The organism is Bradyrhizobium sp. 23, assembly GCF_023073295.1.
GTDB lineage: Bacteria > Pseudomonadota > Alphaproteobacteria > Rhizobiales > Xanthobacteraceae > Bradyrhizobium > Bradyrhizobium canariense_D.
The window spans coordinates 684,830-698,410 of sequence record NZ_JADPJF010000151.1 but is presented as its reverse complement, the minus strand read 5'-3'; the positions used below and the strand labels follow the sequence as shown (position 1 = coordinate 698,410).

Here is a 13,581-nt window from a genome sequence, read left to right as displayed (position 1 = left end):
CGCGCAGCGGCGAGACGGGTGAGGGGTCTCTCTCCGCGAGTCCACATTGAGTTGAGTACGCGGAAGCAACCCCTCATCCGGCGCTTCGCGCCACCTTCTCCCACAAGGGGAGAAGGGAAGGAAGCATCACACCGTCAGCCGCGCGCCATCGCGACCGGCAATCCGCAGCGACACCACACTCCCCACACGCTCGCCCGCAATCGCCACCGGCAGATAATGCTCCGTCCGTCCCTGACCGTCGCTCTCGATCAGCACCTCACGCGTGGCGCCTATCTCGGCTTGCAGCCGCTGCAGGAGCGCGGTCTCACCGGCCGAGCGCAGCCGCTTCGCACGCTCCTTGATTGCACCGCCCGCCACCTGTGGCATCCGCGCGGCCGGCGTGCCGGGACGCGGCGAATAGGGGAAGACGTGGAGGAACGTCAGGCCGCATTGCTCGACCAGATCGAGCGAGCGCGAGAACATCTCCTCGGTCTCGGTCGGAAAGCCCGCGATGATGTCGGCCCCCAGCGCGATATCCGGGCGCAGCCGGCGGACCTGGTCGCAGAACGCGATGGCGTCGCCGCGCGTATGCCGCCGCTTCATGCGCTTCAAGATCATGTCGTCGCCGGACTGCAGCGACAGGTGCAGATGCGGCATCAGCCGCGAATCCTCAGCAATTGCATCCAACAGATCGCTGTCCGCCTCGATCGAATCGATAGAGGAGATGCGCAGGCGCCTCAGCTCCGGCACATGCCGCAAAATCTGCTTCGTCAGCATGCCGAGCTTGGGCGTGCCCGGCAGGTCAGTGCCGTAGCTGGTGAGGTCGACGCCCGTCAGCACGATCTCGGCATGGCCGCGCTCGGCCAATGCCCGGACCTGATCGACCACGGCGCCCATCGGCACCGAGCGCGAATTGCCGCGCCCGAACGGAATGATGCAAAAGGTGCAGCGATGGTCGCAGCCGTTCTGCACCTGCACGAACACGCGGGGCAGCCCGCTCGCAAAGCCGTCGATGAGATGCGGCGCCATCTCCTTCACCGCCATGATGTCGCTGACGGCGATTTTTTCGCTCGTACCGAGATCGAACGCCGTACGCGCCTCGCGCCACGCAGACGACCGCATCTTGTCGTCATTGCCGACGACGCGATCGACCTCGGCCATCTCGGCGAACATGCCGCTTTGCGTCTGCGCCGCGCAACCGGTGACGACGATGCGCGCTCCCGGCCGCTCGCGCTTCAATTTGCGGATCGACTGCCTCGCCTGCGCCACCGCTTCGTTGGTGACGGCGCAGCTGTTGATGACGATGGCATCTGAAAGGCCCGCGCCCTCGGCCTCGCGGCGGATCACCTCGGCCTCGAAAGCATTGAGGCGGCATCCGAAGGTGACGATGTCGACGCTCATCACCCGACCGGCGCGAACAGCGCCGGATCGAAACGGCCTTCATATTCGAAGGTCGCCGTGCCCGTCATCAGCACGTGATCGTCGCGCTCGCGCCATTCGATCCCGAGCTTGCCGCCGGGCAGCGTGATCTCGACATTGCGCTCGGCGCGCTTCAGCCGCGCCGCCGCGACCGCCGTGGCACATGCGGCCGAGCCGCAGGCCCTGGTCAGGCCGGCGCCGCGCTCCCAGGTGCGGATCGTGACGTGCTGGGGATCGACGATATGGGCTAGCGTGATGTTGGCGCGCTCCGGGAAGATCGGATGGTTCTCCAGCAGCGGACCGAAACGCTCGAGGTCGTAGGCGTTGACGTCATCGACCCAGAAGATCGCATGCGGATTGCCCATGCTGACCACCGAGGGCGAATGCAGGATCGGATTGTCGATCGGGCCGATCTGCAATTCGATGTAGCGGGTGTCACGAAATTCCTGGTCGAGCGGAATGTCCTGCCAGCCGAACTTCGGCGCGCCCATGTCCACCGTATAAAGATCCGGCGCCGGACCCTGCCAGGCATTGAGCAGGCCCGCGGCCGTCTCGAACGTTGCCGTGCTCTGGCCGGTCTTTTCGAAGATGCGCCGCACGACGCAGCGCATGCCGTTGCCGCAGGCGCCGGCCTCGGAGCCGTCTCTGTTGTAGATGCTGATGAACGCTTCGGTGCCGTCGAAGCGCGGCTTCTGCAGCACCATGAGTTGGTCGTAGGGCACGCCGCCTCGCGGCGATGCCACCGCGCGGGCATCGTCCGGGGTGACCTTTGAGGTGGAATCGCGCATGTCGACAACGACGATCTCGTTGCCGATGCCGTTCATCTTGGCAAATGCGTGGTTGGCCAGCGCGCTCATGAAAATTCCCGAATTTCGCCTGCCTTATATGGCGATCCTTGGCCCTCTTGGCCAGTGATTTGCCGACAAGAGCCAGGACGCTGCCATGACGCATCTGTCATGGGACGAATTCGGCGCTCGCGTGTTAGAACGGCGCAATTCGCGCGATCCGGGACATGCGGCCGGGCTAAGGCTTCGGGGACGTAAGGCCTTGGCGGATAAGCTATTGGGGAGAATAAAAATGTTCAGGTTTCGTCGTCTCGTTTTGGCCGCGCTGATCCCGGCAGCGGCCTTGTCGTTTAGTCTGTCCGCCACGCTGGCCCAAACGCCGAGCCCGGCACCGGCCGCATCAGCGAGCCCCTCGCCGGCCCCGTCGGCTTCGCCCGCCCCGGCCGCGAGCGCTGCCCCCGTCGCCACGCCCTCGCCGGCGGCCAGCGCCACGCCAAGCCCTGCAACGTCCCCTGCAACCTCGCCCTCGCCAGCCGCCAGTGCGTCACCCAGCCCGGCCACTCCGCCCCCGGCTGCCGCCGCGACGCCGGCTCCCGTGCAGACGGCCGATCCTTTCGGCCAGGAGACCACGCTCGAGTCCAAGAAGGTTTTGATGGTCAAGGGCACTGCCAATTGGGACTCGGCCTTCGACACGCTGATTGACGCCTTCAAGGCGCTGAACACGCTGCTGGACAAGCAGGGCATCAAGCACGCCGGCAATTCGATGATCGTCTACACCTCGACCGACGACACCGGCTTCACCTTCCTAGCCGAGATCCCGGTCGAGCAGGACCCGAAGAACCTGCCCAAGGACATGAGCGTCGGCAAATCGCCGGAGGGCAAGGCGCTGAAATTCGTTCATCGCGGCTCCTACGACAACATGGACAACACCTATGAGGCGATCACCAATCATCTCGACGACAAGAAGCTGGAAGCCAAGGACACCTTCATCGAGGAATACCTCACCGATCCCCTGAAGACGGCGGAGGACAAGCTCGTGATCAATGTTTTCGTGCCGCTGAAGTGAAACCGATGAAAAAGCCTGCCATCCTTTTGACCTCCCTTGTTGCGTCCTTTGCCGCCACGATGCTGGCAACGCCTGCGCTCGCCGACGATTTTCCGTCCGCGATTTCCGTGAGCGGCGAAGCCACGATCTCCGCCGCGCCTGATCTGGCGCAGATCGACGCCGGCGTCGCCAACGACGCCAAGTCTGCGAAGGAAGCCTCCGACGCCAACAACGCCGCGATGGGCAAGGTGCTGCTGGCGCTGAAGGGCGCAGGCATTGACGAGAAGGACTACCAGACCTCGCGGCTGTCGCTGCAGCCGCAATACGGCCAGAACAAATCCACCGGCGCCTCGCCCGTGGTCGGCTTCCGCGCCTCAAACCGCGTCACCGTGAAGATCCGCGACGTGACCAAGGTCGCCGCCATCATCGACACGCTGGTCGGCGCCGGCGCCAATGATATCGGCAACATCTCCTTCGAGGTTACGCAGGCCTCGAAACTGCTCGACGATGCCCGCGAGAAAGCTGTCGCAGACGCCCGCCGCAAAGCGGAGATCTACGCCAAGGCGACCGGCGTCACGCTGGGTGCACCGCTCAGCGTCTCCGAAGGCGGCGCCCCGATGCCGCTGTTCAAGGGACGCATGGCCGCAGCTCCCATGGCCGTACCGCAGGCCGCGGTCGCGCCGGGCGAGGAAACGCTAGCGGTGACGGTGAATGTGAGCTGGGCGATCAAGGCGAAAGAGCAGTAGGGGCAGCTGCCGCTACAGACTCCATTGTCGTCCCGGCCGCAATTGCGCACTAGGCCGGGACGACAGCGGGTTCGAAGCGACGGCGAAGCTAGATCTCCACCACCTGCCCCGGCTTCATCGCCACAAATCTTTCCTGCGGAACCTTCGCGGCATCGAGCGCCTCGACCAGCGCTTTCGCCGGCGCATCGATTGCTTCATCGGTCAGCTGAAACGTGCCGTGGTGATGCCCGAGTGCGGCTTGCGCGCCGCAATCCGCGAGCGCCTTCACCGCGTCTTCCGGGTTCATGTGCTGGTCGTGCATGAACCAGCGCGGCTCATAGGCGCCGATCGGGAGGATCGCCAGGCGGAGCGGCCCGTGCCTCTCGGCGACGCGGCGGAAATGCCCGCCATCGCCGTAGCCGGAATCGCAGACGACGTAGATTTTCCCCGCAGGCGTCTCCAGCACGAAACTCGCCCACAGCGCCTTGTTGCGATCGAACATGCCGCGCGCCGACCAGTGCCGGGTCGGCACCAGGGTCACGGCGATACCGCCGCCGAGCTCGACGCGATCATGCCAGTCGAACGCTTCCACCTTGATCGTCGCATCGGTGCTGCGCATCGTGACGTCATTGCCGAGCGGGGTCACCACACGCGGCGCAAAATTCTTGGCGAGCCGCGACAGCGTCGCCATGTCGAGATGATCGTAATGGCCGTGCGAGACCAGCACGACATCGATCTTCGGCAGCTTGTCGAACGCAATGCCGGGATCGTTGTGCCGTTTCGGCCCGGCGAAGCTGACGGGCGAGACCCGCGTCGACCAGACGGGATCGACGAGAATATTGAGGCCGCCGGTCTGGATCAGCCAGCTGGCGTGGCCGACGAAAGAGAGCCGCACCTTGTCGCCGTGGACGCGGTCGGGCGGGGCGTCGGCATGGGGGCTCGGCGCCCAATCCGGCCAAGTCGCGCGCTGCCGCTTGCCGCCGAATTGCCAGCGCAGGACCTCACGAAGCGATTTCGGCGGCACGCCGTCCGGATCGAAGAAGTTCAGGCCGTCGAAATGGTCGGAGACCGGGCCGTCATAGGTTTTCATGCGGGACATCCAAAGGGAGGGCACGCCGACCAATGCGCCGGCACCGGCGAGCAGTCCGAAAAGGCGGCGGCGGGTGATCGGCACGGAACTGGCTTCAAAGATGGTCGGAGGGGGAGGACATCACCGCTATATGGGCGGGGTCTGCGGAAAAGGAACCCGCCGCCGGAAAGTTCATCTTTTCAAGGCTTTGCCTTCCAAAGCAGCCCCGGCCACCCTAACTTTCCTTGACTTTCGGGCGTCAGCGGCGTTTAACCCCGGCACTTCTCGGAAAGGCTTTCTTTTCGACCCGCCGACTGGTCCCAGAGGCCAGAGGCCAACGCCCGACAGCGCGATGCGCCCTCGGGCGTGAAGGTGTTTGGATTTCTGCTCCCTCGCCCCGCGCTTGCGGGGAGAGGTGAAAAAAGGACAACGGCATTGTTCGACAATCTGTCGGAACGGCTTGGCGGCATTCTCGATCGTCTGACGGGGCGCGGTGCGCTGACCGAAAAGGACGTCGACGCCGCGATGCGCGAAGTGCGCCGCGCACTGCTGGAAGCCGACGTCGCGTTAGAGGTGGTGCGCAGCTTCACCGAGCGGGTCCGCGAGCAGGCGATCGGCGCCACCGTCGTCAAGTCGGTGACGCCAGGCCAGATGGTGGTCAAGATCGTCCATGACGAGCTGATCAACACGCTCGGCGCCGAAAGCCAGACCATCGACATCAATTCCGTGCCGCCGGTGCCGATCATGATGGTCGGTCTGCAAGGCTCCGGCAAGACCACCACCACCGCAAAGCTCGCCCGTCGCATGGTCCAGCGCGACAAGCGCAAGGTGCTGATGGCGTCGCTCGACATCTACCGTCCCGCGGCGATGGAGCAGCTGGCCGTCCTGGGCCGCGATCTCGACATTCCGACGCTGCCGATCGTCGCCGGCCAGCAGCCGGCGCAGATCGCGAAGCGCGCGCTCGAGGCCGGCAAGCTCGGCGGCTACGACGTCGTGCTGCTCGACACTGCCGGCCGTACCACGCTCGACGAAGAGATGATGGCGGAAGCGGCAGCGATCAAAGCCGCCGCCAATCCGCATGAAGTGCTGCTGGTGGCGGACAGCCTCACCGGCCAGGACGCCGTCAATCTCGCTCGCGCCTTCGACGAGCGCGTCGGCCTCACCGGTATCGTGCTGACGCGCGTGGACGGCGACGGCCGCGGCGGCGCCGCGCTGTCGATGCGCGCGGTCACCGGCAAGCCGATCAAGCTGCTCGGCACCGGCGAAAAGACCGATGCGCTGGAGGATTTCCATCCTGATCGTATCGCCGGCCGCATCCTCGGCATGGGCGACGTGGTCTCGCTGGTCGAACGCGCTGCCGCCAACATCGATGCCGAAAAGGCCGCGCGCACCGCCGAGCGCATGCGCAAGGGTCAGTTCGACCTCAACGACATGCGCGAGCAGCTGTTGCAGATGGCCAATATGGGCGGCATCAGCGGCCTGATGGGCATGATGCCCGGCATCGCCAAGATGAAGAACCAGATCGCGGCCGCCGGCATCGACGACAAGATTTTGAAGCGCCAGGTCGCGGTGATTGATTCGATGACGCGCGACGAGCGCCGTCATCCCGATTTGCTCAAGGCCAGCCGCAAGAAGCGCATCGCCGCAGGTTCCGGCCAGAGCGTCGAGCAGGTCAACAAGCTGCTCAAGATGCACCGGAACATGGCCGATATGATGAAGGCCATGGGCTCCGGCAAGCGCGGTCCGCTCGCGGGCATAGCGCAGGCGATGGGCTTTGGCGGCGGCATGAAGCCGCCTTCGCCGGAAGAGATGAAGGCGCTGCAGGAGAAGATGCAGGGTGGCGGCGGACAGGGTCTGCCCAGCCTGCCGAAGGATCTACCTGCCGGGCTGCGCCAGGGTCTGCCGAACGTTCCGGGCCTGACCGGGCTGAGCGGCAAGCCGATGCTGCCGGGTCTCGGCGGTTTCCCTGGCAAGAAGAAATGAGGAATTCGTCGCGGGAGATCGCAGCGGTCTCGCGCAACGCGGAATACCAATCAACCGAACAAAACGTACTTTGAAGGAGAACTTAGATGTCCGTCGTTATCCGTCTCGCCCGCGCTGGCACCAAGAAGCGTCCCGTCTATCACGTCGTCGTCGCCGATTCGCGCTTTCCGCGCGATGGCCGCTTCATCGAGCGTCTCGGCTATTTCAACCCGCTGCTGCCGAAGGACAACGAGACCCGGCTGAAGCTCGACATGGACAAGGTGAAGGCCTGGCTCGCCAAGGGCGCGCAGCCGTCGGACCGTGTATCGCGCTTCCTCGACGCCGCCGGCGTCAAGAAGCGCGAAGTGCGCAACAACCCCGAGAAGGCCGTGCCGCGCAAGGAGCGCAAGGCGCAGGCCGAAGCCGCCGCGAAGGGTTAAGGCCAGATCATGCCGGCGCTGGTCTGCGTCGCGCGGATCGGCGCCGCGCATGGTGTGCGCGGCGCGGTCAAACTGTGGACCTTCACGGAAGATCCGTTTGCCGTGCGGAGCTACGGTCTGCTTTCGTCCAAGGACGGCAAGCGCCAGTTCGAGGTCGCAACGGCGCGCGCGGCCAAGGATCATCTGGTTGCAACGTTCAAGGGCGTCACGACTCGCGATGAGGCCGAGCGCCTCAACGGCATCGAGCTCTACGTCGCGCGCGAAAAGCTGCCCGCGACGGACGAGGGCGAATATTACCACACCGATCTGATCGGGCTCGCCGCCGTCACCATGGCCGGCGATGCGCTCGGCCGCGTGCTCGCGATCCACAATTTCGGCGCCGGTGACATCATCGAGATTGCGCCGCCCACAGGCACCACGATGCTGCTGCCGTTCACCGATGCGGTGGTGCCGGAGGTCGACATCGCCGGCGGCCGCGTCGTGATCGCGCTGCCGCAGGAGATCGCGGGCGAGGATCCCTCCCCGGGTCGTCCCGGCGAAGGCCGAGACCCATAACCACAGTGCCAGAATTTTTAGCTAAGCTGATCGCGCCAGCCGTCGCCAAACGAAGTGCGGTGGTTCTGGGTCCCGGATCTGCGCTCCGCTTGTCCGGGACGACAATAACTGAGATCCGATGACCAACCCCTCACCCTGGCGCGCGACGGTGCTGACGCTGTTTCCGGAGATGTTTCCGGGGCCGCTGGGCGTGAGCCTGGCCGGCCGGGCGCTGGCTGGCGGGCTCTGGGAGCTGGAGGCGCGGGACATCCGGGCCTCGGCCACCGACCGCCACCGCAGTGTCGATGACACCCCGGCCGGCGGCGGACCGGGCATGGTGCTTCGGGCCGATGTTCTGGCGGCCGCGATCGATGCCGCCGGGATCGGGCCGGACCGGCCGAAACTGCTGATGAGCCCGAGGGGTCGGCCATTGACCCAGGCCCGGGTTCTCGAACTCGCCAAGGGCCCGGGTCCTCTGATCGTCTGCGGGCGGTTCGAGGGGGTGGACCAGCGCGTGATCGACGGGCGGGGCCTGGAGGAGGTCTCGATTGGGGATTACGTCCTCTCCGGCGGCGAAATCGCGGCCTTGGCCCTGATCGACGCCTGTGTTCGGCTGCTTCCGGGCGTGATGGGCAAGGAGGCCTCGGGAACCGAGGAAAGCTTCTCGGACGGCCTGCTCGAATACCCCCAATACACCCGGCCGCAGCGGTTCGAGGGAACCCCGATTCCGGAGATCCTGACCTCCGGTGACCATGCCAAGGTCGCCAGCTGGCGGCGGGAGGAATCCGAGGCCCTGACCGCGGCCCGGCGACCGGATTTGTGGGCCCGGATCCCGAGCAAAGTCCCGAATCGGGGCGGACGCCAAAAAACGCCAAAAAACAAGACAGACGGGTGACAAACGCTCCGGCTTGCCTTATAGCAGCGGCCACATCCGCAATGGCTGGATAAACGAATTTCGCGCAGCCCCCGTTTTCCAAGGCTGGGCGCGCCGATGGAGATTTACCCATGAACCTGATCCAACAGCTCGAAAAAGAGCAATTCGACAAGCTCTCCGCCAACAAGGAGATTCCGGAATTCGGCCCCGGCGATACCGTGATCGTCAACGTGAAGGTCGTCGAAGGCGACCGCACCCGCGTGCAGGCCTATGAAGGCGTTTGCATCGGCCGTTCCGGCGGCGGTCTCAACGAGAGCTTCACGGTGCGCAAGATTTCGTACGGCGAAGGCGTGGAGCGCGTGTTCCCGGTGATGTCGCCGATGATCGACTCGATCAAGGTGGTGCGCCGCGGCAAGGTGCGTCGCGCCAAGCTCTATTATCTCCGCAACCTTCGCGGCAAGTCGGCCCGCATCGTCGAGAAGAAGCAGGACCGTCCGGCTGCCGTCAACGAGTAAGCTCCGCTTACAGGCGAGTTTCCAAAAGCGCGGGGCCAACCCCGCGCTTTTTTGTTGCGTCAGCCGTGCGCGTCAAAGCCCTCGCGATTCCGGTTCGGCCTGCTATATATTCTTGGAATGTTTCCAGATTTGACCAGCCTCTCGCCCGTCAAGCGCGTCGTCATCGACGATCGCTCGCGGCTGCCTGGCCGGTTCTTCGGACGCTTCGCGACCTCGGCAACGTCAGAGCTTACGCGCGCAGCCTAAAAGCTGCGCTGACGATTTTGTTGCCCGCGCGCTATCCGCGCAACCCGCTCTACACAACATTCCTGGAGCTGACGCTCATGTCCAAGCCGACCACATTGTACGACAAGATCTGGAACGACCATCTGGTGCACGAAGCCGAGGACGGCACCTGCCTGCTCTATATCGATCGCCATCTGGTGCACGAGGTCACTTCACCGCAGGCGTTCGAAGGCTTGCGCGCCACCGGACGCAAGGTGCGCGCGCCGGAGAAGACGCTGGCCGTCGTCGACCACAACGTGCCGACCACCGACCGCACCAAGCCGAACCCCGACCCTGAAAGCATCGAGCAGATCAAGGCACTGGCCGACAACGCCCGGGAATTCGGCATCGAATATTACGACGAGTTCGACAAGCGTCAGGGCGTCGTCCATGTCATCGGCCCCGAGCAGGGCTTTACGCTGCCCGGCACCACCATCGTCTGCGGTGACAGCCACACCTCGACGCATGGTGCGTTCGGCGCGCTCGCGCACGGCATCGGCACGTCGGAAGTCGAACATGTGCTGGCGACGCAGACGCTGATCCAGAAGAAGGCGAAGAACATGCGCGTCACTGTCGACGGCAAATTGCCGGATGGCGTGACGGGCAAGGACATCATCCTCGCCATCATCGGCGAGATCGGCACCGCGGGCGGTACCGGCTACGTGCTCGAATACGCCGGCGACGCGATCCGTGCGCTCAGCATGGAAGGCCGCATGACGGTCTGCAACATGTCGATCGAAGGCGGTGCACGCGCCGGACTGGTCGCGCCGGACCAGAAGGCGTTCGACTTCCTGCGCGGCCGCCCGAAGGCACCGAAGGGCGCCGACTGGGACGCGGCGATGCGTTACTGGGAGAAGCTGCGCTCGGACGAGGGCGCGCATTTCGACCACGAGCTGCGGCTCGATGCCGCGAAGCTGCCGCCGATCGTGACCTGGGGCACGAGCCCTGAAGACGTGATCTCGGTCACCGGCAGCGTGCCCGATCCCGACAAGATCGCGGACGAGGCCAAGCGCCTGTCGAAGCACCGCGCGCTGAAATACATGGGCCTGACCGCGGGGACGAAGATCACCGACATCAAGCTCGACCGCATCTTCATCGGCTCCTGCACCAACGGCCGGATCGAGGATCTGCGCGCCGCCGCCAAGATCGCGGAAGGCAAGCAGGTCGCAGGCGGCGTCAACGCCATGGTCGTGCCGGGCTCCGGCCTCGTGAAGGAGCAGGCCGAGGCTGAAGGTCTGGACAAGATCTTCATCAAGGCCGGCTTCGAATGGCGCGAGCCCGGTTGCTCGATGTGCCTCGCGATGAACCCCGACAAGCTGGCTCCGGAAGAGCGCTGCGCCTCGACCTCGAACCGCAACTTCGAGGGCCGCCAGGGCTTCAAGGGCCGCACCCATCTGGTGTCGCCGGCGATGGCCGCAGCCGCTGCGATCGCGGGTCACTTCGTCGACATCAGGGAGTGGCGGTAAGCTGCTCCCTGCAATTTGAGTGATTGCGGCAAACCGCCGTTAATCGGCAGCGCCGACACTGTGTCCTCGCGAGCGTTTCGCGAGGACACCAGCTCATGGCCAGCAAGCCTGAATATGTCGATCTGATCAGCGCGGCGACGCCCCAGCACCGGCGGCGCGCGGCACCGCTGCGCATGGTCGCCAAGCCCGAGGTCGAGGAGGCCTCGAAGCTCAGCCGCTGGCCGCCGGCGATGTTCAAGCAATGGAAGCTGGAGAACCTCACGCGCTGGACGTCGGCGACGTGGAAACTGAAGGATTGGCTTTAGGCCACCGGATGAACAAGGGCGCCGTCGAGGCGCCCTTTTCATTTCGGTCGTGCTTACCAATAGCGATACGGATGGTGCCAGCGATGCCAGCGGCAGACGCGGCGCGGGCCGTAATAGGTCCAGATGACCCGGCAGCGGCGCGGATGGCTGTAATAGGGATAGTAGCCGCCATAGTAGCGCCGGTGGAAATGGCGATGGCCGTAATAGGCGGGACGATAGATGCCGTAGCGATGGAATCCGCCTCCGCCATAGTGGCGAACTCCGCCGTAACGATAGCCGCCGCCATGAAAGGCGGGTGCGGCCCGGAAGCCACCAGCGTGGAAACCACCGCCGCGGAAGCCACCGATATGTCCTCCGCCACCGTGGAAGCCGCCTCCACCGTGGAAACCGCCGCCGCCATGAAAGCCGCCGCCATGTCCACCACCACCGCCGCCGCCGTGGCGAACCTGGATCATGTCGTCACTTGCGGCCTTCGCCGCAGGCAACGCGGTCGGATTGACTGGTGTCATCGCTTCAGCGCGGCGCGTCGTGCCGGCCGACAACATCAGCGTCGCGGCGGCCGCAATTCCGAGCAAGCGCATCCGGCTTGCCTTGAGACCCAATATCCTCAGCATCGACTTCTCCCTGAATCTGGACAGCGGAGTTGCGACGCTCGCTCCCGGCTCGCGTCATCCGTGTTCATTGGCGGTCGCTCCCGAGATTAAATTACGGACAGCGACGTGAACCCATCATGAATGAACGGCATTCCGCGGAAGCGCCTGCAGGCTAGTGCATCACCGCCACGGTCCATAGCCGAACACGAATGGCGCCGGCACGGCATAGGGATAGGGGCGGTAGAAGACCGGCCGCGCGTAATAATGCGGATCAGGACGCGGAGCGTAATGCATGATGTCGGGCCGCACATGTCGCCCTCCGTCGAACGCCGCGCGCCCTGCCGAGGCATCCGGCAGCTTCGTCACCCTATGCGCTGCAAAAGCGTGAGGCAGGCCTGCGGCAAGTCCGGCAGCGACGGCCAACGCGATCCATCTCATCATGACGGCCTCTGCCTGCAACATGGCGCTTCATCGGCGCGCGACGGCATCGCGCTCGTATCAGCCCCGGCGCCAGTAGCAGCTCATATGCGGCACGATCACCGTGCCGCTCGGGCGATATTCCTGCACATAGGTGGCGTTGCACTCGCGGACCGCATCGGGACCGGGATTGTAGCGGGGATAGACGCCATCCGGACTGTAATAGGGCGTGACGCGCAGGCGCGCCGGGGTCCGCTTGCGCGGCGGCGGCAGATCGTCTCGCGAGGCCGCTTGGGCCAGCCTGATCCCGGGAGCCGCGGTCTGGGCCTCCGCGCCAACGCAAAACTGCGAAAACAACCCCATGCACAGTAGCGTCAGCGCTGTTTTCGCTCGCATTTTTCTGCCCACCTGAACGTCCACTTCGAGGCCTACGCTCCCCGTTTTGACGGCGCTCGTCAACCTCGCCGCGCTTATAAAGCCGGATGCATCGCCGCGAAACCCACGCTATGAGAAGCCCATGTGGACGGAATTGAAAGCGCCCTCGCTGGCCGAGATGGAAGCGATGGCGCATGAAGTGTTCGAACGCCTGCCGGCGGAGTTTCGTAGGCTGTGCGAGGGCGTGATCATCCGCGTCGACGACTTCCCCACCGAGGAAGTCCTGGACGAGATGGCATGCGAGAGCGAGTTCGACCTGCTCGGCCTGTTCCAGGGCGTCGGCCTGCCGCAGCAGAGTTTTGCCGACGTGGCGCGGCTGCCCAACATGGTCTGGCTCTACCGCCGGCCGATCCTGGATTACTGGGCCGAGCACGACGAAAGCCTCGGCCATATCGTTCGCCACGTCCTGATCCACGAGATTGGCCATCATTTCGGCCTGTCGGACGACGATATGTCCGCGATCGAGGCTCAAGAGCCGGGTTGAGCAGAGAGCCCGGTTAGGCAGACGAGATCTGCCGAATTCGGCCTAGGATTTCCGCCCCGATCGCGATAAATACCGGTTCCCTAGACCATCCCGGGAAAGCGCAACCATGGACAAGTTCACCACGCTGGAAGGCGTCGCGGCGCCGCTGAAGATCATCAATGTCGACACCGACATGATCATTCCGAAGCAGTACCTCAAGACCATCAAGCGCACCGGCCTTGGCAAGGGGCTCTTCTCCGAGCAGCGCTACAAGGACGACGGCAGCGAGAA

16 protein-coding genes and 1 pseudogene are annotated in these 13,581 nt (G+C 64.9%); 11 read left to right on the top strand and 6 right to left on the bottom strand.

All coding sequences use genetic code 11. The annotated features are described in order from the left end of the window. Positions 1-126: 126 nt before the first annotated feature. A complete protein-coding gene (mtaB, locus tag IVB32_RS40445) occupies positions 127-1,380 on the bottom strand; it encodes a tRNA (N(6)-L-threonylcarbamoyladenosine(37)-C(2))-methylthiotransferase MtaB (RefSeq protein WP_018459811.1) in 1,254 nt (417 codons plus the stop codon). Next, entirely contained in the window at positions 1,380-2,255 is an 876-nt protein-coding gene (gene dapF, locus IVB32_RS40440) for a diaminopimelate epimerase (RefSeq protein ID WP_247372298.1), read from the bottom strand. The genes mtaB and dapF overlap by 1 nt, the downstream gene beginning before the upstream one ends. Before the next feature lie 220 nt (positions 2,256-2,475). Between dapF and IVB32_RS40435 the strand changes: the two genes are divergently transcribed. Further along, positions 2,476-3,249 (top strand): GyrI-like domain-containing protein, encoded by a 774-nt coding sequence (locus IVB32_RS40435; RefSeq protein ID WP_026233881.1) that lies wholly within the window; start codon positions 2,476-2,478, stop codon positions 3,247-3,249. A gap of 5 nt (positions 3,250-3,254) precedes the next feature. Then, complete coding sequence (locus IVB32_RS40430; protein WP_018459808.1) at positions 3,255-3,974, top strand: SIMPL domain-containing protein; 720 nt, start codon at positions 3,255-3,257, stop codon at positions 3,972-3,974. 88 nt (positions 3,975-4,062) lie between these two features. On the opposite strand, the gene IVB32_RS40425 is transcribed toward IVB32_RS40430, so the two are convergent. Then, positions 4,063-5,127 carry an MBL fold metallo-hydrolase gene (locus IVB32_RS40425; protein WP_018459807.1) on the bottom strand — a complete coding sequence of 355 codons (1,065 nt, stop codon included), beginning with the start codon at positions 5,125-5,127 and terminating at the stop codon, positions 4,063-4,065. A 330-nt stretch (positions 5,128-5,457) separates the two neighbouring features. Here IVB32_RS40425 and ffh point away from each other — a divergent pair, with 330 nt between their 5' ends. From ffh to IVB32_RS40390, 7 genes are all read left to right on the top strand, one after another. Then, complete coding sequence (gene ffh, locus IVB32_RS40420) at positions 5,458-7,005, top strand: signal recognition particle protein (protein ID WP_018459806.1); 1,548 nt, start codon at positions 5,458-5,460, stop codon at positions 7,003-7,005. A gap of 86 nt (positions 7,006-7,091) precedes the next feature. After that, the gene (gene rpsP / locus IVB32_RS40415; protein ID WP_007598827.1) at positions 7,092-7,424 is read left to right on the top strand and encodes a 30S ribosomal protein S16; all 333 of its coding nucleotides are present in this window, start codon (positions 7,092-7,094) and stop codon (positions 7,422-7,424) included. 9 nt (positions 7,425-7,433) lie between these two features. After that, positions 7,434-7,979, top strand: coding sequence for a ribosome maturation factor RimM (gene rimM, locus IVB32_RS40410; protein ID WP_018459805.1), 546 nt, complete (start codon positions 7,434-7,436; stop codon positions 7,977-7,979). Positions 7,980-8,097: 118 nt separating this feature from the next. Then, positions 8,098-8,853 carry a tRNA (guanosine(37)-N1)-methyltransferase TrmD gene (gene trmD, locus IVB32_RS40405; RefSeq protein ID WP_018459804.1) on the top strand — a complete coding sequence of 252 codons (756 nt, stop codon included), beginning with the start codon at positions 8,098-8,100 and terminating at the stop codon, positions 8,851-8,853. 110 nt (positions 8,854-8,963) lie between these two features. Next, complete coding sequence (gene rplS / locus IVB32_RS40400; RefSeq protein ID WP_018459803.1) at positions 8,964-9,347, top strand: 50S ribosomal protein L19; 384 nt, start codon at positions 8,964-8,966, stop codon at positions 9,345-9,347. A 323-nt stretch (positions 9,348-9,670) separates the two neighbouring features. After that, positions 9,671-11,077 carry a 3-isopropylmalate dehydratase large subunit gene (gene leuC / locus IVB32_RS40395; RefSeq protein ID WP_026233880.1) on the top strand — a complete coding sequence of 469 codons (1,407 nt, stop codon included), beginning with the start codon at positions 9,671-9,673 and terminating at the stop codon, positions 11,075-11,077. A gap of 95 nt (positions 11,078-11,172) precedes the next feature. Further along, positions 11,173-11,382: a hypothetical protein gene (locus IVB32_RS40390; RefSeq protein ID WP_018459800.1), complete on the top strand. Its 210-nt coding sequence runs from the start codon at positions 11,173-11,175 to the stop codon at positions 11,380-11,382. A 53-nt stretch (positions 11,383-11,435) separates the two neighbouring features. On the opposite strand, the gene IVB32_RS40385 is transcribed toward IVB32_RS40390, so the two are convergent. The 3 genes from IVB32_RS40385 to IVB32_RS40375 all read right to left on the bottom strand — a co-directional run bounded on the left by IVB32_RS40385 (position 11,436) and on the right by IVB32_RS40375 (position 12,755). Beyond that, entirely contained in the window at positions 11,436-11,996 is a 561-nt protein-coding gene (locus tag IVB32_RS40385; protein ID WP_026233879.1) for a hypothetical protein, read from the bottom strand. A 159-nt stretch (positions 11,997-12,155) separates the two neighbouring features. Then, positions 12,156-12,416: a hypothetical protein gene (locus IVB32_RS40380; protein ID WP_026233878.1), complete on the bottom strand. Its 261-nt coding sequence runs from the start codon at positions 12,414-12,416 to the stop codon at positions 12,156-12,158. 57 nt (positions 12,417-12,473) lie between these two features. Next, positions 12,474-12,755: a hypothetical protein gene (locus IVB32_RS40375; RefSeq protein WP_018459797.1), complete on the bottom strand. Its 282-nt coding sequence runs from the start codon at positions 12,753-12,755 to the stop codon at positions 12,474-12,476. 154 nt (positions 12,756-12,909) lie between these two features. Here IVB32_RS40375 and IVB32_RS40370 point away from each other — a divergent pair, with 154 nt between their 5' ends. Together IVB32_RS40370 and IVB32_RS40365 are read left to right on the top strand one after the other, a co-directional pair. Further along, the gene (locus IVB32_RS40370; protein WP_026233877.1) at positions 12,910-13,311 is read left to right on the top strand and encodes a metallopeptidase family protein; all 402 of its coding nucleotides are present in this window, start codon (positions 12,910-12,912) and stop codon (positions 13,309-13,311) included. 106 nt (positions 13,312-13,417) lie between these two features. After that, positions 13,418-13,581, top strand: a pseudogene (locus IVB32_RS40365) (3-isopropylmalate dehydratase small subunit); the annotation flags it as partial.